The following is a 24,637-nucleotide window of genomic DNA, read 5'->3' on the forward strand; positions in this document are numbered from 1 at the left end:
GCTCAGCTGACCACGGTGCTGAACTGGACCGGTTCCTTGAGTACTGCAGCAGCCCCTTCCAGATCGGCCAGCCTCGCCGCCAGCGTCGCTTCGGCGAGGCGGCGTGGCAATGCCGTACTGAACTTGAGCCCCTTCAGTGCCTGTTCATGGACCGCCGGAAGGCAGAGCTGAGATGCGGCGTCAGTCACCGTCTGTTTCCATACCGGCGGAGTCAGGTCCGTGCTCAGCCGGATCCAACAGTCATTGATGCGTTGAGCCGGGTCCGCAAGGTTCCCGAGCGTTGCGGCCAGGGTCGCATTGGCACGGTGGCCTGCCCATGTCCACCATCGAACGTCGTCGTTCGGCTCGCGCACAATGAGCGTGCCGGCGGGACGCACGTACTCCAGGAGACGGTTTCGCGCCTCAGTGAGGCAGCCTCGTGACCGGCCGGTCAGCTGTACCTGCGGATCCGTGCCGAGCAGTACGTCTCGTGCGGCGCGGGTCAATTCGTACGACGTCGGCCGAATGAAGCCCATGCCGCTCCAGTTCGCCTTGCCACCGCTGTCGACCGGCTCGACGAAGCAGCGGCGCCTGTTCCAGTCGATGTAAGTGACCTGCCAGCTACGGCCGGCCAGCAGGAGTCTGCGAGGTCCCTGGATGCTCTCGGTCAGCAGACTCGGATCGGTCCTGCCGATCTCGGTCAGTCCGCTCAGGACGGTGAACTCGGGGGCCGCGGTGAACACTGCGGTGAGGTTCATGAAGTGGCGGTGTCCGAAGCGTCGTTCGGCCTCGGGACCGATGAAGAGCATCCCGCCGTCCTGGTCGAGGTAGCCCTCGTCCACCAGGTGCCGCACGATCGGCTCGGCGGACTGCCCGAATGGGGCGAGGCCCGCCCACCACTCCTGCCACAGCCGGTCCCCGACCTGGTGCTCTTGCAGGCACAGCGCCAGGATTTGCTGGGCAACGATGTGCCGGGGTTCGGGCGGTGCCACAACCGGTTCGACCCAGCCGCGTGACCACTGGAGCAACAACGCGGCAGCGGCCAGCAGTCCGCTTTCGTCAAGAGTGAGGAACAGGCAGTTGCGCGTCGAGCCCGCACGCCGCCCTGTGCGGCCGAGGCGCTGGAGAAAGGACGCCACCGTCGCCGGAGCGTCGATCTGGATGACCCGGTCGAGGTCGCCGACGTCGATGCCCAGCTCAAGGGTGCTGGTGGACACGATGACGCAGTCCCTGGCTTCAGCGAAGGCTTCCTCGGCGCGACGCCGTTCGTCTACCGAGAGCGAGGCGTGCGAGAGGAAGGTCGCGACACCCTTCGCTCGCAGCTTCTCCCCCAGTTCTTCGACGAGCCGCCGTGACTCGCAGAAGACCAGTCGCTTCTCTCCTCGGTGCAGGGCCGCGATCACCGTGGCCGCGTTGTCCAGGGAGCCGACGTAGTCGAGCTGGATGTCCCCGGGGGGTACGGAGGTTGATCCACTCACCGGTCGGGCATCGAGGTGCGGAGCGACCACCCGAGCCGGGCGCTTGCCCACCTCTGCCCCCTGCAGCCAGTGCAGCAGTTCGCCGGGGTTTCCCACTGTTGCGGAGAGGCCGATCCGCTGGATGGGGCGGCCGACGATTCGCTGCATGCGTTCGAGTACGGCGAGCAGGTGCCAGCCTCGGTCGTCACCGGCGAAGGCGTGCACCTCGTCCACCACGATGGCCTTGAGGCCGGCGAAGAAGGTGCTGTGGTCGACGTTCGCGCTCACCAGCATCGCTTCCAGCGACTCGGGGGTGGTGAGCAAGATGTCCGGGCGTTCGGTGAGGATCCTCTTGCGCGCGCTGGCCTTGATGTCGCCGTGCCACAGCGCCGCCGTGCGACCGAGCCAGCCCGTGTACGTCTCGAGGCGCGGCAGCAGGTTGTTGAGCAGCGCCTTAAGGGGACACACGTACAGCAGCGAGGTGCCACTCCAGCGCTCCGCCGTCATCCTCGACAGCAACGGGAAGGAGGCTGCCTCGGTTTTGCCGCCCGCCGTGGGAGCCAGAAGAACGGCGTCCTCTCCGGCGAGCAGGGGATCGATCGCCTGCTCCTGGAGCGGTCGAAGGCCCGGCCAGCCAAGGGTGTTGACGATGTGGTGGATCAGAACCGGGTCCAGGTCGTCGATGCCGCTCACGTCCGTTCCTGTCCGGAGCCGGCCATGCCGTTCACGGCAGCTCCAGTTCGATGTCGTCGGCATCGCCCGGTGCGGCCGCGGCGTTGCGCTCGACCTCGTTGAGTTCGGTGCTGGAGATGGTCAGCGCGTAGTGCAGACGGGGGTCGAAGTCGTCGAACTCGTCGACCCGGTCCAGGACATCGGCGACCAGTTTGCGCAGGAACAAGCGTGGTGCCACCCCCACCTTCCCACCGAGTCCGCCGGTGACCGCGGTGGCCAGTTCGCCGAGGTACGCGTCGTCGACGCGTTTCGCGATCCGTTCGGGGTGCCGCGCCCCGGCCGCGAACAGGTCGCGTACGTTGCGTCCGAGTTCGCCCAGTCGCTCCAAGTCGAAGCCTGCCAACCGCAGTTGTACGGCACGGGGCGAGTCGAAGCGCGGGTCTGTGGTGAAGTCCGTGGCCAGACGCTGGGCCAGAGGTGGCAGCCGCTGGACGCCCTGCTGACCATCGTAGAAGGCCGGTGTGCCGGTGATGACGAGAAACAGTCCGGGGAAGCGTCCGGTGTCGATCTCGTCGAGAAGTTGTCGCAGCGCGTTGAGTCCCTTTTCCCGTACGTCGCCACGGACCCGCTGGAGTGTTTCGGTCTCGTCGAGTACGACCAGCAGCCCGGGGTGCCCGCAGTCGCGCAGCACGGTGAGCAGTCCTTGGAGGAATCCGAGCGCGGCGAAATGGTCGAGATCTCCGCGTACTCCGGCCGCCCTGCGAGCGGACGCTGCCACCGACTTCTGTCCGCCGATCCAGGCGATGAGGGCTTCAGCCGTGGCGCTGTCGCCCGCCGCAACGGCCTGCCGGTAGCCGCGCAGGGCCGCCGAGAATGCGGGGGTGGTTCGTGCCACCTCGGCGAGCCGTCGCTCCATCAGTTCATCCACGGCCTTTGCCAGCGCCTCGGCGTCGTCCTCGTCCACGTCTCCCGCATCGAGGACCTCGTCCTCCAAGGCGTAGAACCACGAGTCGATGATCGCTCGCAGCGCGCTGGCCTGGTGGGTGGCGGTGGTCAGGCGCTCGGTGAGCCGTCGGTAAACGGTCTCGAGCCGGTGAAGGGGTGTCTCGGTCTCCGAAATCTGCACCTCGGCCGTGGCAAGCCCCGCACGCTTGGCGCGTTCGGCCAGCCAGCGGGCGAAGAACGTTTTGCCGGAGCCGTATTCCCCGCGAATGGCGTGGAAGGCCGCGCCACCGCCCGTGACTGTCACGAGGTCGTCGTCGAGTGCAGCAGTGAACCGGTCGAGTCCTACGGCGAAGAGGTCGAGCCCCGCCTGTGGCACGGTACCCCGCCTCAACGCATCGACGACTTCTCGGCGACGGGCTGCACTCACGGGGGGCTGTGCGCTGGTCACGTCCGGCTTCCTTCCACGGTCACGTTCCGCATCCTTCCACGGTCACGTCCGGCTCTTCTCCAGCTGGAACTGCGTACGCAGCAGGTGGACGTCGAGCCGGACGGTGTGCCCCGAGTCGATGAGGCCGAGCACCGGATATCCCTCGACGTTCAGCAGCCGCTGCAGGGTGGCGATGAAACCGTCCATGTTGCGCCTGACGCGGTCGCTCGCGGAAACGGCTGCGGCGAGGGCTGCAGGTGACATGGTCTCGCCTGCCTCGGCGAGTGCGTCGATGACGGCGGCGACGACAGGCCTGTCGGGTTTCCTGCGGACGTACTCGGCCTGTGCGGTGTACACGTCACTGGCTACGACCAGAGCACCCAGCGTCGCAGGAGCCGACGGGGGCTGGGACTTGGACGGCTCGCGTTCGACCTCGGCCGGGGCGAAGAGGCCTTCCCCCGCCTGTTCTGCCCGTTTCCGGGCGGCCTTGGGCTTTGCCACCGGAGCGGGGACGGGAAGCGTGACGGACTCCGGCCAGGTCTCCTCCAGCACCCGGCTCTGGGTCCACCACGAGGGTGTCGCCGTTTCCCTCGGGAGAACTTCCCAGCCCTTCGGCAGGACATCCAGGGCGGGCAGCAACACCAGCAGAGGCACCGTCACCTCGGCCAGCGATGCACCGCCGTGATAGCCGGCCTTCCGCGGCGTGTACCGGATGTCCTCCCGCCAGGGAGCGACGATCGTGCCCCCGCCTTCCAGAACGCGCGGTCCCGAGAGGATGATCTCCCCGTCTTCGGCACTGCTCCCGGTGCGCCAGCGCGACGACTCCGCCCCGCTCGCCCTGGCAGGTCCGGGATTCACGCCGCGTTCCAGCACATGGCCGTGATCCGCGACCAGCAGGACAGGACGCCCATAGCCCTTGGCCGCGGCCAGCAGCTCGCGCATGAAGGTGATGTCGTTGATCCGCCACTGGGTGCGCTCACCCTGCTGTCCGTGGTCGAGGGCGTCGTCGATGGTGTTGAGGACGACACCGACCACCGCGGTCGAGGCGAGGGCGGAGACCAGCTCCTCGGTCAGCCGGTGTCCGGACGGGCCGCCTATCGTGGCCTTGTGGAACAGCATGCCGACGGCCCTTCGCTGCTTCCAGAACTCGGCGAATCCGGCCGTCTCCTTCGACTGCCCACCCGTGTCGGCCTCGCCTGTGAGCAGTGAGGTCCGGCTGATCCTGGTCACCGAGGGCAGCATGGAAACCGCTGTGCTGCGCTGCGCCGACTGCCCGGCTGGCGGGGCCGGCACGGCTTCGATCCACCCCTCGCGCTCCGCCTCTTCGCCGATTTGCACGGCTGCCGCGCTGCTCATGCCGTCGATCAGCAGAATCAGCGGACTCGTCGACTCCGAGTGGAGGCGGGCGGCGCATTCGGTCAGCACGTTCTCCACGAGCAGGCAGCCGCCCGGGTTCTGCTGGTCTGCGGTGCGGGTCCAGCCCGCGAGGCGCTGTGCGAACTGTTCGTCGAGTACGTCCCTGCGGGCACGCGCGGTGTCGTGAAGCGTCCGGTATGCCTGACCGGCCACCACATCCCCGACCGGGTCACCCGACCACAGGACGTTCAACGCCCGGTCCACCCAGCCCCATTCGGCGAGATGCCCGCGGACTCCGGAGGCGACGGACTCGACGCGGGGCTGTTCGGTGGACAGCCAGCGCGCGACGCGTACGGCCATCTCGGCGACGGCGATACGGTCCGTGTTCAGCGCTGCCAACGCGTGTTCGCGCAGGTCCGTGAGGGCCGCTTCGGCCTGCTCCGGCGAGGCGGCCAAGGCCTCTGCGACAGCCCGTAGTTGAGCGGTGAAGCTGGTCAGCAGGAAGCGGCTGCCTCGCAGCGCCTGGGTCAGCCCGGCTTCGTCGGCGAGGCGGTCCGCACGGTCGATGACGGAGAACACCCGCTGCTTGGCGGCCTCGTTGTGCCGTGCCTCGCCGATCCAACGGGTGAGGGTGCCCGCCACCGCATCGCTGAAGGCCAGGATGTCGGGCCGGCGCACCTGGCCGAAGAGCCCCCCGACCGCGAACACGGTGTCCGGCTCGGTCGCCGGGTCGGCCATCGCCGCTGCGAGCAGCCCGCGGGCCATGGCGTCCCGTCCTCGCCCGTCTTCGACGAGTGACATCAGCACAGGCACGGCGGCGCCGGCCGTCTCGCCGAGCCACTCCTTGATCTTTCCCCGCTCCACGGCGTCCAGTTCGAGGAACCGGGTGGGTCCGGCCGACGTGCGGGACCAGGCGAGCATGGCGTCGGCATCAATGGCTAGACCTGCGGTGGTCTCCCCATCGACGACGCGGTCCAGCCCGAGGCGCGCGACGGCCAACGCCTTGACCGCCGCATCCCGGGTGAGCAGGGACCCGGAACGCGGCCAGCCGTCATGCGGTTCCGAGTCCAGTAGCGCTTCGAGCAGCCACGGTTCGCCGTACAGCCGGGAGTCGAGTTCGCGCACGCCGAAGCGCTGCTTCACGATCTCTGCCTTCTCGACCGTGAGGGTGCGCCGTTTCACGGCGTGTCCGCGCACGTCCCAACCGAGCTGTTCATCACCGATGCCGGTGGTCACCACAAGTACGTCGGCGTCGCGAGCCCGGTCGGACCGGTGCTGCTGCCAGGCGTCCACGATGCCCAGTACGGATGTCTGGTCGCTGACATGAACCCGGCGGGGTTCACCGCCGATCTTGGCGGTGAAGATGTCGGGCGCCGTGTCCGGGTAACGCCCGTGCACCAGCATCAGGCGCCGGTCGCGCAGGCCAACCGCGTAGGTGTCGAGGAGTGCTTCGATGGTGAGCCGGTTGATCTGCGGCGGGGGTGTGGACATCAGCGGGCGGCTTCCTCGTCCGCTGTGCCTTGGCCCTCGGCCGGCACGGGCCGCCAGGCGATCTCGATGCGCACACCAGGATTTGCGGCGGCGTACGAACGGATCTCGTCCTGCACATCGGCGATCGCGTCGGTCAGCGCGGACTCGAGGCCGGTGAGCTGCGTCGTGTCCACGACGTGCGGCGCACTCGGGCCGCGTACCGAAGAGGCCGCCGAGGGAGCTGTCAGCTTCGGCTCGTCGAAGCCGAGCTGGGGCGCCGGGCCGGACGGCACCACAGGTCGGCCGTGCTGAGTCAGGCTGATGTCCCCGGGGCCCGGCGTCGGCGCCTGTGCAGCGGGCGGCTGGGCAACGGTCGCGAGCCGGGCGGCCTCCGTGACCAGCGCCACGGACTCGTCCTGCAGCCGGCTCAGCACCGGTACGAGAGATCTGGTCAGCTCGTGGTCATTCACGGCGTCGTGGAGCGAGGTGATCAGCCGATCGGCCTTGTCGCCGACACTGTCGTTTCGCTCGGCGAAGCCCCGCACGCTCCTCAGCAGAGGCCAGTTGGTGTCGTCGAGCGCCGCCAGCACTTCGGGAGCCTGCTTGATCGCAGCGCCCAGCTCCCGGTCGGTCACGTCGTACGAGACCGCCGCGAGCTCCTTGACCAGGGAAGTCCCGTCGTTGGTACGGGAGAGCCGGGCGATCAGGTCGGCAGCGGCCCGCATGGAACGCATCCTGTTCGCGTCCGGGCCGGTGATGCCGAGGTCCGTCACGTGCTTGTCGAGAGAGCGTCGCACTCCCCCGACGGCTGCCTCATGGGCGGCGGCGACAGCCCGTACCGCGGACTCCAACGAGGCGACGTTGCGGGCGAAGAGCACCGGCTGAGCGGAGACTCCGAAGATCGCCCCGGCTCGGGTGCGAGCGGCGGCGAACTGCTCCTCACTGGGCAGTTCGACGGCACGCAATCCGTATCCCGGTCCGACCCGCTCCAGTTCGGGGGCAGGCACCGGTGTCGTCTGGTGCACCCAGGTCCGGTCGTCGAGCAGCGCGTAGGTGGCGATGATCAGGCTGGAGATGTTCTTCTCGAGGCCCTCGAAACCCAGCTCGTCGATCCAGCGTCGGATGTCCTCGACAGCGAGCTCCGGCCCGGCCTTGGCATCGGCGGCTTTCTGGTTGATCTTCAGGCGCCAGTCGTTCAGGAGGTTCAGCGGTCCGTCGTGCACTTCGCCGAGTCCGAGCGGATGCACGATCTTCCTGACGACGGCCAGGTGGTGCCGATCGACGACGGCCCGTCGCGAGCCGTCCTTCATCGCGTTCCCGATCCACTCCAGGGCCGTCTTCAGTTCCCTGGTGGTGACCGGTTTGCGGGTCAGTGCGGGGTCGAAGTCGGGGTGCTTCGGGTAGAGGGCGGCGAACATGCCGTCGGCGAGCGCGTACAGGTTCTGCTCGAAGCTGAGCCCGGCCTGTGGCCTGGGCCGGGCATACCTGGGTTCGAGCGACCAGACGTGCTGGTTGTCCGGCACCTCGGCGCCGACGCTGCCGGGGTCCGGCTTGCTGATCCCGTACAACTGCTGCAGTACGGCGATCAGTTGGGAGGTCAGGTTCTCGCTCTGCGCCTTGAGCTGGTGGCGGATCTGGATCCGTTCGTCCTCGGACTTGGTGGCGGTGTGGTCGTCGAGGCGGTCCCGCTCCAGTAGGTAGTTGATCTTCAGAAGGCGGCCGAGCTGGTTGGACTTCTGCTCGGAGAAGAAGTCGGGCAGCCAGATGACGGTGCGGGCGTACTTGCCCTCCTGCTTCATCTTCTCGATGCGGCGGACGTCGTCACTCGGGAAGTGCTTGTCATCGAAGGGGTAGTCGAGGACGAACCGGATGTTCCCCTCGACCATCGGCCGGAACTGCTCGTCGGGCAGATGCGGATCACAGACGTTGCCGAAGATGAACTCGGCGGTGCGTTTCGTGCCGCGCCAGACGATCTCCCGCTCGCTGACGAAGCCCTGGGCGTCACTGATCCCCAGCTCCGTCCACAGCTTGTCCTTGATCCACTGCCGGCGCTTGCCGGGGTTGTCCTCGCTGCCGACCTCGTCGAGCAGCGGCTCGATGTCGAGGTCGGACAGGTGAAGGTGGAAGACCGGATCGGCGCTGCCCTCGCTGCGCAACTCGCCGAATTCTCCCTGGAGTTCCTTGAGCCGCTTGGCCGCCGCGGTTCCGGCCGAGCCGAGCCGTACCTTGATCGACCCGTGGTTGAGCGCGGCGAGCCGCTCTCCGGTGAGTCGGGCCAGGGCGGGGACGTTGGGCGCGAGGGCGGCGAGCAACAGCGTCTTGATGAGCCGCTCGTCCCCCTTGAACAGAGGGCTGTCCATCGAGCCGTACTTCTCCAACAGGTAGGCCACCACCCGCGCATGGAAGCGCTTGGCGGTCTCGGCCTCCTTTCGCAGGCGCGCGGTGAACGCCTCGCCCGTGCCGTCCAGGATGACGTCCCACAGGTCTCCCAGCGGGATGAGTTCGCCGAGCTTCAGGTCGTTGCGGCGCCGGGAAAGAGCCTCCTGGACGAGCTTGAGACCGGTGCGCTCGCGCTGGAGCGCACCCGCCAGTTCGACCAGGACGTTGAGAAAGGCAGGTGAGAGCGGGTAGACCTCCCGGAAGTCGTCCCACGATGCCTCCGTACGCCCATTGGCATCGAGCAGAACCTGTCGTACCTCGTCCTTGGAGGACTCGACCGCCGCGAACGCCTCGTCTCGCGCGCCTTCCATGCCGGGCTTCGGAGCGAGCACCCGGTGCTTGATGATCTCGATGAGGTTGCTGTCTTCGAGGTCGACGACGTCGATGCGGCCCGCGAGGTACTCGACCTGCTGTTCCAGGTTCTGCACCTCGGCCCCGGCCACGTCGGAGCCGATCAGCTGGGAGAGGTCACGCTGGCGAGAGATGAAGGAGATGATCGGCACGGGCCGGTCGCTGTCCCCGGACTCGATGAGCTTGACCAGCTTCTGCACCTGGTCGCGTACGAAGTCCTGCTCCCCCATGTGGGCCTGGAGCCACAGGATCAGCTCGTCCAGGAACAGTACGATCCCGTCGTAACCGAGCGACTGAGCATGGCGGGACACGACCGCAAGCCCGTTCTCCAGAGGCACGAAGGCCTCCTTGTCGCCCCGCGCACCGGTGCCGTAGGCGGCCATGGGCCCGGAGAGCAGCGCGGAGACCAGCGCATCGCGATGCGGGTCCCCGGCGGGCGCGGCGAAGGCGCGGTCGAGGTCGGCGGTGGTCCAGGTGGCGGGTGGGGCAACGCTTGCGGCGGCTTCGAGGCCGCTGGTGTCCAGGTCGGTCGTGTCGAGGTCGTCCTCGTCATCAGCGCCGGCCACGGCGCCACTCGGCGCGACGACCACATCGCCCGAGCCGAGCCATTGCGTGAACTTGCTGTCGTCCGCGAGGAACGCGCGCTGTTTGCGGGCGTCCGCCAACGCGGCGTCCGCCCGATAGACGGCGGGCGTCGGCTTGTCGGAGTGCAGCTTGCGCACGGTCGCCACGTACCCGCCGAGCAGCGCCGAGTCCAGGTCGGCCGAACCGACCAGGTGGTAGGGCACCATCAGGAACTTCTTCTGCCGCAGCCAGTCGTCGTGCGGGGCGATGACTTCCTGAAGCCGCTCCTTGCGTCGGGCAGCAGGGTGGTTGTTGAGCACCGCGTGCAGCACGGTCAGGTAGTGGCTCTTACCGGCGCCGAACGATCCGTGCAGATACGCGGCGTGCGAGTTGCCGGTGCGGACGGCTGCCCCGACGAGACTGAGCGCCTGTTTGAACGCCTCCTGGAGCTGGTCCGTGACGACGTACTCCGCCACCCGGGCGTCCGTCTCGGTGAAGCCTCCGGAGAGCTCCACCTTAAAGTCGCCGGCATGGACGTCTTCCTTGATGTCGATGACATCCCGCAGGAAGAGATCGCTCGTGGGCATCAGGGCTCTCGTTCCCTCACTCGGCTGCAGTCGGACCCCACGTCTGCACACGGGGCAAGGTCCCATCCTGCCAGCCGAACAGGGGTGCAGACCTGGGCAGGAGCCAATCTCCGCGACCATCGGACTACGGTGCGCACTCTCACGCTCCCCCTTCATCACCTTCCGTGACAATTTGTTGAATATGGCCGAGTCGCGCCCTACCTGCATGTGACACCCGCTGCTGCACTGGAGCTGAGGGTGGCCATATCGGGGGAGGCGGTGGCATGGGTACATCCACGCGCTGGGAAGGGCCGCGCTGGTCCGGCTTGAACAGCCGCCTCGCACGTTGGGACCCGGACCGGTCCGACCCTGAGGCTGTGGCCACCGCTGCGATAGACGCTCTCCAGGGCTCCTGCCGGGACGACCCGTCGGCCTTCGGTCTGCGGGACTCCGCGTATGCAGCCGGTGCGCGGCTGGCCGACGTAATGGAGACCTTGGGGGCGGCCGGCCCGAGCGGCCTCCTGAACAAGGATCCAGTTCACGAGGACCTTGCGTCCGAGGAAGAGGGCAACCGACTCGACTGGCAGGACCCGGCTGACGCGTTCGTCGCCGAACTCGCCCGTCAGGTCGGTGGCGAAGGCAGCACGATGGTGGACGCGGCCTTACGTCGTGCCATCGCCGCGTCGGCCCAGCGACTGCTCACCGCGCACCCCGAGATACGTGAGTCCCTCACCGGTCCGAGTGGGGCGAGCCAGGGCAGGGGCCTGGCAGGCGACCTGCTCTGCCTCCTCTACCAGTGGTTCTTCGCTGACCTCGTCACCGAATTCCTGCGTGCGGTCATCGCCGAGAAGATCAAACTCACGGTTCCCGTGCTCGAAGTCATCGACTCGGAGGGCAAGATCGCCGACGGCGTCGCGGAGCGGATCATTGCGCTGATCCCCAATCCCTGCGAGGAGGCCGAGGCCCAGGCGGCAGAGGCCGCGGAGGCCGTCCTGTCCGCGAACGACGACTCGGCGGAAGCGGATGTCCCGCTCTCCGACGTAGCCAGGCGACTGGTCCCCGGCGTGGTCGGCAAGGTCCTCGGCTTCGCCGTCGACGCCCTCGGCGAGGAGGAGGTCCCCGCATGACACTGGCTCCCGGTCCGCTCCACTTCTGGTGGCGCTCGTACGACACCGAGTCACCCGAAGGGTCCGAGTGGCGCTCAATCGGTGCGAGCGGCATCCAGGAACGCGAGGAACGCCTCACAGGTCAGCACCTCCTTTACGGCCCGGTTCCCGCCTGGGCCGACGACCTGCTACGCATTTCCCGCGCCGTTTTCTTGGCGGACAAGCTCGCTGATAGAAGCCACAGCGAGGACCGCTGGACCCGGCATTTCCGCCTCTCGGTGCCCGTCTCGGATCCGGACCTGTGGGCGTCGGCGACTTCGGGCCCACTGCCCGCTCTGCTCCAGACGTTGACTGCTGACGTATGGGACGTCTCCCTCCGTCGGATGCGGGCGACCCCGCAGCAGGTGTCCTTCCCGGTCGATGAGGACTGGCAGGCCCAGGAGGTGGCCCTCTTCTCCGGCGGCCTCGACTCCTTGAGCTGGGCGGCGACTCGTGCCGCTGTGCCTGGTGAGGGGATGTTGCTTCTGGTGACGTACGCCGAGAAGAACGTCGAGGACGTACAGCGTGAGGCATACGCTGCCGTGAAGGCGCTGACCGTGAGGTCGGGCCGCCACCTGCGGCAGATCACCGTCGGCCAGACTTCTGGTGGTCGGGACGGCACGGTGGTGGAACGTACGTCCCGTCCGCGTGGCCTGCTCTACGCGTCCACCGCGGTGCGTGTTGCGGCAGCCGACGGGGTCGCCAGGGTCCAGGTCCCGGAGAACGGTCAGCTAGCTCTCAACCCGCCTTTGAGCGCGGCCCGTGCAGCGGCTCTGTCCACCCGCTCCGTGCACCCACGGACTCTCCATCTCCTCAATACGGTGATCGAATCCGTGGGTGGCCGGGTAAGGGTCGAGAACCCTCTGGCGCGCCTCACGAAGGGCGACGTCTGCCGCGCGGCCCTGGCGGCCGGCCTCTCTCCGGAGTCCCTGGAACACACCCTGAGCTGCGGCGCCCCGCCCCAGCGCCGCCGCGGCCTCCCCCACGTCAACTGCGGCACCTGCTATCCGTGCCTGATACGTCGGGCAGGCCTGCTCAGCGCCATGGGCTCGGACGCCACCTCGTACGAGACTGCGCCCTGGCTACCCGGCCTCAGCGAGGACCGGATCCGGCACTGGCTCGCCCTTCAGCGCTGGTTGGCCCAGGAGTACTCCACTCTCGACCTGATCGGTGACGTGCCGCTGCCGCCGGGGAGCCGTACGGGAGAGTGGCTGAGTGTCGTGGAGCAGGGGCGGGATGAGCTGCGTGCGCTGATCCAGTCGGCGTCAGGGGCGAGGGAGGTGGCGTGAAGGGTGTGTTGCGGTCTCGTCCCGGGCGGGAAAGCCGGGAGGGGCGGTCAAGTGGGCTTTCGGAAGCGGTACTTCGGCCCAGACGGTCTTGCCGATACTCCGCTCGGTAATGCCCCACGCCTGTGAGAGTTCCTGCACGAGCAGTAGGCCGCGCCCGGATTCGGACTCGGGTGACGGAGGCGCGGCCTGTCCGGGTGTAGGTGGCTGTCGCTCGGTGCGGGTGTCGGTGACTTCGACACGGACGGTGTGGGGGCTGAGCTGGAGACGTAGTTGGAGGTCCCGCCCAGGTACGTGACCGTGGGTGACGGCGTTGGCGGCAAGCTCGGCGACGACGTGGGCGACGGTGTCGGATACCTCGCTGCCGTACGGGATTCCCCACTCGTCGAGTTGATGGAGCGCCAGCTGCCGGGCGAGGCGGGCGCCGCGCCGGGTAGCTGAGAGCCGTTGCGTGAAGTCACTTACGAGGGTGGAGATTTCGACGTTCATGTAACAGAGCGTGTCCGAGCGACCTTACCCTGACCAGTAGCGATGTCGGTACGCAGCGTGATCTGTCCGGGCGCGGTGACCGCGTGTCCGGGTGGCCGGGCGTGACGTCGGGGATGCGGATGTCGTTGGGTGCGGACTAGTGGGCGTCGGAGGTGGCGGACATGACGGTCGGGGCGGGTCGGTCGGGCAGCGGAACCGAGGACCAGGACTGGGACGGCGACGAGGGCTCCGCGGACGTCCTCAAAACGGTCGGCAAGCAGGTCAAGCTGTGGCGTGAGCGGGCGGGCCTGACGCAGGCCGAGCTGGGCGCGGCCATCGGGTACAGCGAGGAACAGGTGTCGTCGGTTGAGCGGGGGCGACGAGCACCGAAGCCGGGGTTCTTGGACTCGGCGGATGAAGTTCTGGGTGCGGGTGGGATGTTGGCGGCATTCACGGAGGATGTGGAGCGGGCTCGGTATCCGAAGAAGGTTCGGGACTTGGCCAGGTTGGAGGCGGAAGCGGTTGGGTTGGGCGCGTACGGCAACTCCGTCATCCACGGGCTGTTGCAGACCGAGGACTACACTCGGGCGCTCTTCCGCATGCGGCGACCGCTTCTCGACGAGGAGACGATCGAGCGCCACGTTGCAGCTCGCATGACGAGGCAGGAGATCTTCAACCGGTGGCCTGCGCCAATTCTGAGCTTCGTCCAGGAAGAGGTCACGCTGCGCCGCCCACTTGGTGGCAGGATGGTGCTGCAAGGACAGCTCGAACGACTGTTGGAACTCGGAAATTTGCGCAATGTCGAGATCCAGGTGATGCCAACCGATCGGGATGATCACGCGGGGATCGGCGGCTCGTTCCAACTCCTGGAGCCTCGGCAAGGCCCGAAGGCTGCACACGCTGAGGTTCAGCAGATCAGCCGAGTGATCGTCGACCGAAAAGAAGTCAGCGAACTTGAAGCTCGCTATGGGATCATCCGGGCCCAGGCACTCACCCCACGAGAGTCGTTGGCGTTCATCGAGAAAGTGCTGGGAGATACATGAAGATCAAGCCCTCGACCGACTATGACTCCGACCTTGTGTGGCACAAGAGCAGCTACAGCACAAACGAGGGCCCGGAGTGTGTTGAGGTAGCGGCGTCGCCTAACACCTTCCACGTGCGGGACTCGAAGAACCAGCAGGGCCCGCAGCTCGCCTTCGGACAGGCGGAGTGGTCGGCGTTCATCCCGTACGCGGCCAACGGCGGCTGACGAAGCAGAGGTGGCCTCGAACGAGCCGTAGCCACCTCTGCATTGAACTCCTACTCGCCGAGGGCGGGCTGCTCGGCGGAGGCCGCCTCCTTGGGGGCGGTCTTCTTCTTGGCCCGCGTCTTCTCCGGTCGCCAGGCCCGCAGGTCCGCCTCGCTCACCTGGTGCTTGGCGCACAGCTCCTCGAAGTACGCCTGGTACTCATCGGCGGGTACGCCGTCCCACTCCTCGTCGTACTCACCGTGCCACTGCCGCACCCAAGGCATGACTTCGAGTAGCCCGGCGAGCAACGGCTTGATGCGGTCGGTGTCCCAACCCGCCTGCTTCGTACGGTCGTCGACAAGGTTGAACAGTGCCTGAGCCTGATCCTTGTGGTCCCAGCCGGCCCAACCAAGCAGGCGGGTCGGATCAGCGTCCGGGCTCGCCCCCGGGTAGGAGATGAAGCGCTCCTTGGGCACGTCGAGCTTGCCGCGGTTGGACCAGTACGACTGCTTCAGGAAGTCAGATCCCTTGTACTTCGGCGGTACGGGGATGTCGAGCCGCTGGCCCGTCCGGTCCTCCTCACGCTGCAACTCCCAGACCTGCTCCCACTGTTCGCGATTCCGGAGTCCGGAGTCCTTGTAGCGGAGTGCAGCGAGGTACGGGACGTGCTCGGCGTCGACGACCTCCGCGAGCACGTCCGCGAGGGGCAGGTCCGGCTTGCCCATGTGGTCGGCGGCGTAGAGCTGGGCAACGGAGTTGAAGTCAGCGTCGCCTCGCAGGGCATCGGCGAACTGGCTAACGGTCAGCGTGCGTGGGTGCTTGATCCCGTCACGAAGGGCGTACCAGAGGCTCGGCTCCTCAATGCGGTCCAGAAGCCACGTCCGCAGGGCCGCCTTCTCTTTTTTCTCCCAGGAGTCAGCCGCCCAGCGCCGTTTGCACTCTGGGCGCTCGATGAGGGCGATGCCCTTACGGCTCTCAATGACGTCGATGCGGGCCTGAATGATGTCGCGGTACCAATCAGGCCAGCGGGATGGGATCTCGGTAATGGGAGTCGAACCGTGCCGATCGAACCAGACAGTCTCTGTCGCGCCCGCAGCAACCTTCCGCGCAAGCACAATCTCGAACGCCCGCTCACCGAGGCGCACTTCGGGAGTGTTGGTCGGCGCAGGCGAGGTATCGGTGGTCCGGGTCGCTTCGACGTCAGAGAGCAGTCCGTACAGCCCGTACACCTGCCAATCCAGCTCCTCTTGCAACGAAATCATGCACTGACGTACACGGGTGTAGTCGGCACGCGAGGCATCCAGAGAAAGGCGCATAGGCGTGCCGTCCTCGCAGACGACGGAGGGGGAAGCCTTGGCCAAGTCCTGCGCAAGGGTATCGAGTAGGCGACCCAGCGCTAGTGGCAATCTGGCAGGGAGGGGGAAATCCTGGAGTTTAGTTCCGCTAAATTCATAGAATCGCTCCCATTCATCATGCATAAATCCACCAGTACCGGACTGACTCCCCTTGTCGTGACACATCTGCTTCAACCAGAAACAAGATGTTGAAGAGTTCAGCACTCCCAACAACTCCAGATGGGCATCCTCTCCGGCCGCTGACGGCAACTTAATCACGGGAGCGCTACGATTAAAAAGCCTCGCCTTCCGATCGAGCATGAATTGGTTGTGAGTTGCCACAAAGGCAAATCCGAGACCATCCCCAACGGTAAGTTTGCTGGAATAGCTCTCCAAGTGCGCAAACCACGGATGGCCGTTCTCAACTACCGTCTTCCCAAACATAATGCGCTTCGCCAACAGCGAACGGTGAGGCCAGAGTCCCCGCTGAACAAGCGGGCTTCCCTCATCCACATACCGAGAATTCAAATCATCACAGTACGGGTTGCGGATTTGCGTAATCGCAGTCAAAGAGTAGTCGCGAACCGCATCGCCCGCGACCAAATCGCGAACCACATCACTCTCGCCCAGTCGGCGTGCAGTTGCTAGGTCCGGAAGAAAGTACGCGTCGTCAGCGCCACTCGCCGTCGTTCGACCGATGCTCGTGCATCGGTCCTTGAGCCTCCCGATGGCTGCACGCTCGATAGCTTCTTGGACGAGATCGGACCCTCCGCCGGAGAGGCTCCATGGCATATCCGCGAAACGGGATGCCGGAGTATCCACCACGCTAACCCACGGCGACTCACTCCCCGGCACCCCCACCTGATTGGAAATCGCCCGCCACACAAAGCCCTCTTCTGCAACCTCCGGCTGCGAAGGCTCCCCCCGAACCCCAAGCACCGCCCGCAGAGTCCGCCCATTATTCGGCACGCGATTCTGTCCGACCAGAATCACCGTCGGGGTACCGTGCCCCGGAATATAGGCACCCGACGTATCAATCACATGCGAGAGCTCAACCTTATTCCGGAAGAATTCCTCGATCAGCTTCTTTCCGAACTCCCGTTTCATGAAGGAATTGGCGGTGATCTGTCCAACATACCCGCCACCCCCGACCAGGCCACCCGCTCCCTTCACCGCGAGCTCGAACAGCCGCTGCGCAAACGGAACCGAAAGCGCATACGTGCCCGCACAAGCATCAAACGCAGCCCGATAATTCTCGTTCTCCTGCTTGTCCTTCACCGTGATGTATGGAGGATTCCCTACCACCACGTGATACGAAGCCCGCCCCAGCAGATCCACCTGCCCTGCAAACTCCCCCACGTCCTCCGTCGCATACTGGAACGCCTCGCCGTCGCTTTCCTCCTCAGCGAAGAGCGTGTCCAAATCGGTCTGAATACCCGCCGCTCCCCGCCCATGCAACAGCGAATCCCCCACCGCCACATTGATCGGGAACACCGGCGCCTCAGCCAACCGCCCCGCCCCCGCCTCCTTCATCGCCGCAACCAGCAACCGGAACCGGGCAATCGACGCCGCGAACGGGTTCTTGTCGCACCCATGCACCGATTCCAACGCCCGCCGCACCAACGCCCACTCGTCCGTCCCCGGCTCAGCTGCCCGCCACTTCTCGACCAGCCGACCGAAGATCCCCAGCAGAAAGTGCCCCGACCCACAAGCAGGGTCAATCGTCCGCAGCCCGCCCTCCGGCGCCAACCCGAACTCCTCGATCGCCGGCTCCAGCGTGAGGTCGAGGATGAACTCCTCCACGAACTCCGGGGTTTGCAGCAGCGCGTACGTCTTGCGGGCGTACTCGCTCAGGTCCTGGTACAGGTCACCCAGGAAACGCGTGTCCCACTCAGGGTCCGTGAAGTCGTACAGGATCTCGCCGTCCGCGCCCCTCCGCCGCCAGAAGGACAGCAGCTCCGTCGCCGCCTCATAGCTCGGCGTGAGACCCCACAGCGGATTGTGCGCGCGGTCGAAGAGCCCGGCCGCCGTCTCGTTCGAATCGGCCAGGTGCTGGAAAGCCTCCTCCAGCCAGTCCCGGTTGTTGAGGTGCGGCTTCTCCCGGAAGAACGCCTCATGACGCTCCTCCGCATCCCGAAGCCGGTCCCCCGGTCCCGCCAGGAACGGCCACTCGATCAGCCGGTTGTCCTCACAGAACCGTACGAAGACACAGCCCAGCACCCACGCCGCGGCAGCCTGAGTGACCCGCTCGTCGCGCCAGGCGTCGTACGTCGCCGCGGTCCGCTTTCCCTCGCGGGCGCGCTCATACTCGGCCTTAAGCCGGGTGCGAAACTCCTCGACGGACTCACTGCGCTCCCGCAGATCGTCCTCCAGAGCCGTGACCTGCTTCTTCAGGTCCTTGAGCAGGGCAGCCCCGCTCACACCAGCTCCCGCACCCGAACCCGAACCCGCGACAGTCGTCACTCTTCGCATCCCTCTCGCACCGCAACGCCACCCACCGCAGACCGGCAGCTCGACCAACCCATCCTGCCAGCCCCATCAGCGCCTCAGTCCGCGAACGACATCTCCAAGCGGCCGCGAAATCGATTGGCAACTATCGATCCCGAATAGGGTGTGCGAAAATTACACACATGGATGGCGTGCAGAGCTGGGCCGAAGTGGGTGAGCGCATCGCTGAGGCACGGCTTGCGGCGGGACTCAGCCAGGGCGAGCTGGCCTCAAGAGTGGATCTGGAGCGCACAGCCGTCGTACGCATTGAGTCCGGCGACCGGCGCATCACCGCGCTTGAGCTGTTCCGCTTGTCCGAAGCACTGGGCGTGCCTCTCGCACATCTCGTCTCACGGCCTCCTGCACCGCTGGTGTCGCGACGCAGCGCCCTCGACGAGAACGCGGACGACGCCTCCCGTGCCCGGTACCGTTTGGACGCCCGGCTCGAAGAGCACGCCCGGCATGCCCAGTGGCTCATCGCGCACGGGTTCCTGTCTCCGCCGGAGCTGGATCCCTCGCTCGAACGGAGCGCCTCAGGTGCCGACCCTGTCGCGCTCGCGGGCGCCGCACGCAGGGTGCTGGGAACCCCTTCCGGGCCGCTGGGGCCACTTGCCGATGTCGCCGAGCACCTAGGGCTGTATCTGACCGTGGTTGATGAGGCTGCCGAAGGGGCTTCGCTACTGCTCGACGGTTATGGAGTAGCCGTGATCAGCGGCCAAGCCGCTCCCGGCAGGCGTCGCTGGACCGCAGCCCATGAACTCGGCCACCACCTGCTGCAGGACGAGTACCACTCCGATGCCAGCGTGGCAGCCGGGCGGGATGAGCGTGAGCAGGTCATCGACCGGTTCACCGAAGATTTCCTGCTGCCTGCCGAGGACATCGTCAACGCCTGGAAGCGTGTCGATGAAGGCCACACCCCGAGGTCGGTATTGCTCGACCTGGCCGCCTCCTATCGGCTGTCCTGGAGCGCAGTGGTGCGCAGAGCACGCCACCTGGAGCTGCTCGACAGAGCAGAAGCACAGCGGCAGCAAGCAGATACTCCGGTTCGGGGCGACTTCCTGGCGGCACACGGCAGCCAGCCGGTTCCCGATCTCGAGATCGGAGCCACGGGTACCGAGTGGCGAAAGGCAGCTCTCTCCGCCTGGGCCCAAGGAGCTATCACTGCCGCCCGCACGGTCGAACTGCTCTACGGCGCGGTGGCTGAAGACGAACTCCCCAGCCGAAACCTGGAGGAGTGCCTGCCGTGACCCAGGCCCCGCCTCCGGAATCCGCAGCGTCGAGCCCCGTTGGTCAGTTATGCGTCTGGGACACCTCTCCGCTCCACCATGCGATCAAGGCAGACAAGATCGACCTACTGGCCGACATGGCGCGGACTTGGAACGGGGTCCCACGCCGCAACGTCACCACGCAAGCCGTACTCGACGAGCTCAGCCACTACAACCTGCCTCTGGCCGGACTCGACTGGCTCGAGGTCGTCCACGTCGACCATCTCGAGGAACTCGCAGCGCTGGTCAAGTGGATGGATCTGGTATCCGGCCAGAACTCCAACCACGGTGAAGCCACCGTCCTCGCCTGGGCCGAAGTGCACGGTGCTGTCGCGGTTGTCGACGACGGTGATGCGCGGCGCATCGCACGACGAGCCGGGCTCGAGGTCTGGGGCTCTCTCCGCGTCATCGCCGAAGCAGTCAAGGAGAGCCGCGCCACCGAATACGTGGCCAGCGTCCTCGTAGACGCACTGATGGACAGCGGAATGTTCTGCCCCTGCCAGCGGGGCCAGTTCATCAACTGGGCCAAGCAGGTGGGCCTCCTGTGAGATCCCTCTACGCGTCCTGAGCCCCGGCCCCGGTGTCCGACGCCCCTGACGCCAGCGTCTCGACAAACCTGCTGTCCAGATGCGTACGCTCCCCGTCGCTACCGATGTACTCGACCGTCCGGCCGTCCACATGCGGGTCCTGGCCGCGCGTCTCCACCGGGCACAGCAGCCACAGCCCGTGCGGTGCCTCGGCCGGGAGGCGGGCCGCGTGCTGGAGCTTGAGCAGCAGGTCGCGTCCGCCCTCGTCCCAGTAGCGCGCGAGCAGGCCGGCGTCGTACAGGAAGAGGACCGTGCGCGGTGCGGCGGCGCGCTCCAGAAGTGAGTCCTCGATGCGCGCCCACACCGTGCGCACGTACGCCGCGAGGCCTTTGGAGATCTGGCCGCTGGTGGAGAAGCGGGCGTCGACGCCGAGCACCTTGTGCCAGGCCTGGTCTTTCTCGTCTGCCAACCGGCGGAATTCGGACAGGAATTCACTGTTCACATCTACCGGTTCGACCGGGTATCGGGCGGCTACCGCCTCTGCCACTCCCGGCAGCCGCGTTCCCCTGACCGTCAGCGCGAGGAAGCCGCCACGGCGCACGGCGGCGTCCAGGCGTGCCCTGATCGTGGAGTGCGGGTCCTGGGCCGCTTGGCGGCTGCCGGGGACCGGAGGCATCAGGCTCGTGGCGTCGCCGGTCGAGGTCCAGGACGCCTCGGCCGCCACTCGAGGCGGGAAGAACTTGCCCTGCTCCGTGTCGTATTCGAGGGAGAAGCGCGCGTCGCGCAGTGCCTCCTCCAGCTCGGGATGCGTGGGCTCCGTACCGTCCGTCAGAAGGGACAGGTCGGGGAACCGTGCGCGCAGACGGTTGTTCAGCTCCTCGGGGGTGATGCCGCTCTCCCTGCGGACTCCGGCCCCGGCTTGCGAGATGCGTAGTGCCCGCTCCAGGGTCAGGTCTCGGGGGTACAGCTCCAGACGCGGGCTCGCCTGGGCCGTGGGTGCGACCGCTGCGGCCAACGCCACGAGGCGTGTGTCGGCGAGTGGGGCAAGGCCGTCCGGTGCCGGCACGCTCCTCAGAGCGCGAATGACCGCGGCCCGGCCCGGCAGGGGGTCCTCGTGGGCCAGGCGCTCCGCTTCCTTGCCCAACGCGGCCGCATAGTTGGCCAGCTCGCTGGGGGCGGGATCGGCAGTGCCCGGAAGGGACTCGGCAGCGACGAGAACGGCGTCCTCCCGCCGGTGCCAGGCAAGGCGAGGCTCATGGGGCTCGGCCGCGTCGGGATCGCCCTCCCCCGCCTCCGCCTCCACCGCAGCGCGTACGACGGCGAGCGCCTTGGCGAGGGTGCGCTCCTCGGTGTCACCACCCGCGCCGTGCCTTATGCGCAGCTCAACGGCCAGTTCCTGGGCGGTCATCACACGGCCGGCCGCCTCGACGACCTCAAAGAGAGTCGCACGGACCGGCTCAAGCCACTCGGTCTCGTACCACTCCTTGATCGCATTGCGGTGGTGGCGCGAGACCGGCGGCTGCTGAATGCCGATCCGATCCGCGACCCGCTTCTGCACCGGCCAGCGGCCCAGCGGGGGCGGCCCGCCGTCATCGGGCGGGAGGCCCAGGGTGAGGTGGACGACCTCACTGCGGTGGGAACCCTTACGTCCGGGGGCGGGAGTGAGCCGCGCGGCCATCTCGTCCACCGAGAGCACCGCGCCCGCGTCGACAGCTACCGGCCCGGATTCGGTTTCGCGGCGTGCTGAGGGTGCGGCGGGGGCAACAGGCTGCCGCAGGCTCGCGGCCCACTGCTTGCGGCGCCGGTTGAGTTCCTTGCGTACGAGTGCTCCGGCACCCCTTGCCTTGGAGATGATGTACGGCGGGACGTCCAGGAGCCCTTCGACGTCGGTGGCGCCGAGGCCGCCAGCCACCGAGATGGCCCGCTCGGAGAGCCCGGCCGCCACCAGCGGAGTCTTCAGGCCGGCTGCCCTCGCCGCGGCATCCAGGCTGTTCTCACCTGCGTCCGAGACCGTGTCGACCGTGGCGGGTGTCGTGACGGGCTTGGCCGCGTCCGCCTCGCGGAAGATCTCGTACCAGGCGTCGCGCATCTGCCGCAGGGTGTCGAAGCGGTGCTCGGTGTCCCGGTGCAGTGCGCGCTTGAAGAACCGGGTCAGTCCGTCACTGAGCGCGTCCTCAAACAGCTCGGTGGCGACGGAGAGTTCGGCCTCGTCGTTGGCGACCGGGTCGGCTTGGCCCTCGCCCCACAACGGGCGTTCGCCGCTGGCCATCTCGTGCAGGGTGACGGCTGCTGCGTACCTCTCGGCGTGATCGTCGTAGTGCCCTCGCCGCACCGAGTCGAGGAAGGGGTCGAGGTAACCGCGGGTGCCTGCCTTGATGTCGCGGTCGGAGGCATCGGCGAGCGAGAAGTCGAAGAGCATCAACTGCCAGGTGCGGTCGCTGCGCCTGTACAGACCGAGGTTGTCCGGCTTGATGTCCCGGTGTCGTACGCCCTTCGCGGCGAGCTGGTCGAGGGCGGTGAACAGATCGCTGCCGTACCGCTCCAGTTCGTGGTACGACAGCTTGCCGTCGGCCCGCAGCCGGGCGCCGAGGGTGCGCTCACCCGCGTATTCCAGTTCGAGAATGGTCTTCCCGGCGAGCTCGCGCGGACCACCCTTGAGCTGGACCACCGTGCCGCCGCCGACCAGCTCCAGGGCACGGGCCTCGGCCCGCAGCCGCTGCGCCTTCTCCTGGTCGAGAGCGACCTTGAAAACCCGCTCCTCGGTGTACGACTCTCCGTCCTCGTCCTCGACGACCCGCTCGACGAGCACCGCGCGGGCCGTCGCACCGGTGCCCAGAACACGACGTACGGACCATTCGCCGTCCAGGGACTGGCCGGGGAGAGCGGACAGTGGATCGAGCTCGGCCACTGGCGGCTGCTCGGGGACCGCGTTCTCCTCCTCGGCTTCGTCGAGGAGATCGATGAACCGGTCGACGGGTGCGAGCCGGTGATCAGGGTCGGGATGAGTGGCCTGCTGGATGAGGTGGTCGAGTTCCTCGGAGAGACCGTCGGCGACCGCGATGAGACGCAGTCCGGAGTCGGTACGGAGCCGCTCGCGCAGAGCGCTGCGCCGGTCGGCCGGCGGCTGCCCGGTCAGGATGAAGTACGAGACCGCGCCCAGGCCGAACATGTCGAGGTCGGCCGGATCCGCGTAGGGCTGCTCGCTCTCCGGGGCGAGGTAGACCTGTGCGGCGTCCTCGATGAGGCCGACGTCGAAAGCGGCGTTGCCGAGGGAACGCAGCAGGGTTGCGTTCGTGTCGAAGTCCCGGGCCGCGGTCTGCCAGTCGGTGATCCGCAGCTCGGGGCGGGAGCCGTCCGGGCGGGCGCTGACGTAGACGGAGCGTGCGGCGAGCGCGCGATGGTAGAGCGAGCGGCTGTGGGCGTGACGTACGGCCTCTGCAAGTTGCCGCACCAGGTCCAGGCGCATCTCGGGGCTGAGTCTGCCGCCATGCGTGGCCAGGTATTGGTCGAGACGGAGGTCGGTCTTGCGGTGGCGGAAGAGGATCGCCGGGCCCGCCTCGTGGTCGCGGATCTCGACCGCCGCCGAGATGCCGCGGTGTGTGATGCCCTGGAGCACCTGGTACTCGCGACGTGCGGCGCGCTCGGTCGCACGCTTGACCGACTCGTCCGGCTGCTGGCCGACGAGGTAGATCCGTACCCGGCCCTCCTCTTGCACCAGTCCGTCGACTCGCTCGGCCAACCGGTCCTCCCAGGAGGGACCGGTGTCCAGCGGATGCGGTCGCATCCGCCAGGCGTCACCGAACTTGAGGTGGGCGGTCGACTGCCGGATACCGATGGCCTTGAGCAGCCGAGGCAGGTGCTGGCTCGAGAACTCCTGGGTGATGCGACGCTCCGGCCGGTCCGGCGGCAGTCCCAGGAAGTCCTGCCAGATACGTGGCAGTCCGCTCGCGCCGTCGTCCCTGCCGAAGACCCGAATGCGCTGGACGTCGTCGAGGTGGCTCTCCAGATCCGGGGAGGAGAGGAAGACCGCCGGTTCGATGCGCGGCAGCGGACCCGTGAAGCGCAGTTGACGTGCGGCCCACTGAAGCTGGCTTTTGAGGTCCTTGGACTTGGCGTCGTTGAAGTGCAGCGGGTTGTTGATCGTCCTGTTGCGGTCGGTGCCGTGGAAGTTCCAGGTCGAGCCGGAGTTCTCCAGACGGCCCGGATGGCTCTTGATCTCGACGAGGTAGAGCCCGGCGGGGACCGCGATGAGCAGGTCGCACTCGTTGATGCGGCCGGACTGGGCGGTGAAGGAGAACGTCGCCCAGGCACGGTACGGCTCGGCCGGCGGCATGAGACGCCGCACGTGATCGAGTGCGTCCTGTTCCCACGGATACGGGGAAGGCCGCTCCTGGTTCCACTGGTTCGCGGGCCGCGGCGGCGGTCCCGGCTTGGGTACCGGGGGCATGCCTGTCGCCGTCACAGTCCGACCTCCCCGGTGTCCTTCCGTTCCCTGCGCGGGGGCACAGGCCGGAAATGCGCACCTGAGAACCCCTGGCCGACCCTACCTCGCAGCGAGTATCCGCTGTTCCCGCTTCCGTGGACCGACTGACTCAATTCTGCCCCCAAGGCTCCGAATAGAGCTAACGTTCCCGCTGTCATCGCGGCCCGCCAGGCTTCCGCTCCCCAGGA

At 67.3% G+C, this 24,637-nt stretch carries 13 protein-coding genes; 6 read left to right on the plus strand and 7 right to left on the minus strand.

Translation table 11 applies throughout. From position 1 onward, the window contains the following. Nucleotides 1–2 precede the first annotated feature (2 nt). Genes ACFWM2_RS32190 through ACFWM2_RS32205 form a run of 4 tightly spaced genes read right to left on the minus strand, consistent with a single transcriptional unit; the run spans nucleotide 3 to nucleotide 10,247 of the window. On the minus strand, nucleotides 3–2,129 hold the full coding sequence (locus ACFWM2_RS32190; RefSeq protein ID WP_383287270.1) for a DEAD/DEAH box helicase: 2,127 nt from the start codon (nucleotides 2,127–2,129) through the stop codon (nucleotides 3–5). Nucleotides 2,130–2,160: 31 nt separating this feature from the next. Continuing rightward, the gene (brxD, locus tag ACFWM2_RS32195) at nucleotides 2,161–3,501 is read right to left on the minus strand and encodes a BREX system ATP-binding protein BrxD (RefSeq protein ID WP_383287272.1); all 1,341 of its coding nucleotides are present in this window, start codon (nucleotides 3,499–3,501) and stop codon (nucleotides 2,161–2,163) included. A gap of 42 nt (nucleotides 3,502–3,543) precedes the next feature. Then, nucleotides 3,544–6,327 (minus strand): BREX-2 system phosphatase PglZ, encoded by a 2,784-nt coding sequence (gene pglZ, locus ACFWM2_RS32200; RefSeq protein ID WP_383287274.1) that lies wholly within the window; start codon nucleotides 6,325–6,327, stop codon nucleotides 3,544–3,546. Then, nucleotides 6,327–10,247, minus strand: a complete 3,921-nt coding sequence (locus ACFWM2_RS32205) for a PglY protein (protein WP_383287276.1) — start codon at nucleotides 10,245–10,247, stop codon at nucleotides 6,327–6,329. Before ACFWM2_RS32205 ends, pglZ begins: the two co-directional genes overlap by 1 nt. A 356-nt stretch (nucleotides 10,248–10,603) precedes the next feature. Between ACFWM2_RS32205 and ACFWM2_RS32210 the strand changes: the two genes are divergently transcribed. Both ACFWM2_RS32210 and ACFWM2_RS32215 read left to right on the plus strand, forming a co-directional pair. Beyond that, the gene (locus tag ACFWM2_RS32210; RefSeq protein WP_383287278.1) at nucleotides 10,604–11,353 is read left to right on the plus strand and encodes a hypothetical protein; all 750 of its coding nucleotides are present in this window, start codon (nucleotides 10,604–10,606) and stop codon (nucleotides 11,351–11,353) included. Continuing rightward, a complete protein-coding gene (locus ACFWM2_RS32215) occupies nucleotides 11,350–12,660 on the plus strand; it encodes a 7-cyano-7-deazaguanine synthase (protein ID WP_383287280.1) in 1,311 nt (436 codons plus the stop codon). The genes ACFWM2_RS32210 and ACFWM2_RS32215 overlap by 4 nt, the downstream gene beginning before the upstream one ends. Here ACFWM2_RS32215 and ACFWM2_RS32220 read toward each other — a convergent pair. Beyond that, entirely contained in the window at nucleotides 12,637–13,146 is a 510-nt protein-coding gene (locus ACFWM2_RS32220; RefSeq protein WP_383287282.1) for an ATP-binding protein, read from the minus strand. The genes ACFWM2_RS32215 and ACFWM2_RS32220 overlap by 24 nt on opposite strands. A gap of 161 nt (nucleotides 13,147–13,307) precedes the next feature. Here ACFWM2_RS32220 and ACFWM2_RS32225 point away from each other — a divergent pair, with 161 nt between their 5' ends. Beyond that, a complete protein-coding gene (locus ACFWM2_RS32225; RefSeq protein ID WP_383287283.1) occupies nucleotides 13,308–14,168 on the plus strand; it encodes a helix-turn-helix domain-containing protein in 861 nt (286 codons plus the stop codon). Further along, nucleotides 14,165–14,374, plus strand: a complete 210-nt coding sequence (locus tag ACFWM2_RS32230; RefSeq protein WP_383287285.1) for a DUF397 domain-containing protein — start codon at nucleotides 14,165–14,167, stop codon at nucleotides 14,372–14,374. Before ACFWM2_RS32225 ends, ACFWM2_RS32230 begins: the two co-directional genes overlap by 4 nt. 50 nt (nucleotides 14,375–14,424) lie before the next feature. Here the strand turns inward: ACFWM2_RS32230 and pglX are convergent, their stop codons facing one another. After that, on the minus strand, nucleotides 14,425–18,159 hold the full coding sequence (gene pglX, locus ACFWM2_RS32235) for a BREX-2 system adenine-specific DNA-methyltransferase PglX (protein WP_383287287.1): 3,735 nt from the start codon (nucleotides 18,157–18,159) through the stop codon (nucleotides 14,425–14,427). 158 nt (nucleotides 18,160–18,317) lie between these two features. Here pglX and ACFWM2_RS32240 point away from each other — a divergent pair, with 158 nt between their 5' ends. Both ACFWM2_RS32240 and ACFWM2_RS32245 read left to right on the plus strand, forming a co-directional pair. Then, nucleotides 18,318–19,421 carry a helix-turn-helix domain-containing protein gene (locus ACFWM2_RS32240; protein ID WP_383287289.1) on the plus strand — a complete coding sequence of 368 codons (1,104 nt, stop codon included), beginning with the start codon at nucleotides 18,318–18,320 and terminating at the stop codon, nucleotides 19,419–19,421. Beyond that, nucleotides 19,418–19,987, plus strand: coding sequence for a hypothetical protein (locus tag ACFWM2_RS32245; RefSeq protein WP_383287291.1), 570 nt, complete (start codon nucleotides 19,418–19,420; stop codon nucleotides 19,985–19,987). The genes ACFWM2_RS32240 and ACFWM2_RS32245 overlap by 4 nt, the downstream gene beginning before the upstream one ends. A gap of 7 nt (nucleotides 19,988–19,994) precedes the next feature. On the opposite strand, the gene pglW is transcribed toward ACFWM2_RS32245, so the two are convergent. Further along, nucleotides 19,995–24,413, minus strand: a complete 4,419-nt coding sequence (gene pglW, locus ACFWM2_RS32250) for a BREX system serine/threonine kinase PglW (RefSeq protein WP_383287293.1) — start codon at nucleotides 24,411–24,413, stop codon at nucleotides 19,995–19,997. Nucleotides 24,414–24,637 lie beyond the last annotated feature (224 nt).

Origin of the sequence: Streptomyces sp. NPDC058371 (assembly GCF_042723265.1) — a bacterium.
Lineage (GTDB): Bacteria > Actinomycetota > Actinomycetes > Streptomycetales > Streptomycetaceae > Streptomyces.

Bases quoted from the DNA above. Each gene is read 5' to 3' on its own strand.
- pglZ (WP_383287274.1), bottom strand. From the start codon at position 6,327: ATGTCCACACCCCCGCCGCAGATCAACCGGCTCACCATCGAAGCACTC.
- ACFWM2_RS32205 (WP_383287276.1), bottom strand. From the start codon at position 10,247: ATGCCCACGAGCGATCTCTTCCTGCGGGATGTCATCGACATCAAGGAA.
- ACFWM2_RS32215 (WP_383287280.1), top strand. From the start codon at position 11,350: ATGACACTGGCTCCCGGTCCGCTCCACTTCTGGTGGCGCTCGTACGAC.
- ACFWM2_RS32220 (WP_383287282.1), bottom strand. From the start codon at position 13,146: ATGAACGTCGAAATCTCCACCCTCGTAAGTGACTTCACGCAACGGCTC.
- ACFWM2_RS32225 (WP_383287283.1), top strand. From the start codon at position 13,308: ATGACGGTCGGGGCGGGTCGGTCGGGCAGCGGAACCGAGGACCAGGAC.
- ACFWM2_RS32230 (WP_383287285.1), top strand. From the start codon at position 14,165: ATGAAGATCAAGCCCTCGACCGACTATGACTCCGACCTTGTGTGGCAC.
- pglX (WP_383287287.1), bottom strand. From the start codon at position 18,159: ATGCGAAGAGTGACGACTGTCGCGGGTTCGGGTTCGGGTGCGGGAGCT.
- ACFWM2_RS32240 (WP_383287289.1), top strand. From the start codon at position 18,318: ATGGATGGCGTGCAGAGCTGGGCCGAAGTGGGTGAGCGCATCGCTGAG.
- pglW (WP_383287293.1), bottom strand. From the start codon at position 24,413: ATGCCCCCGGTACCCAAGCCGGGACCGCCGCCGCGGCCCGCGAACCAG.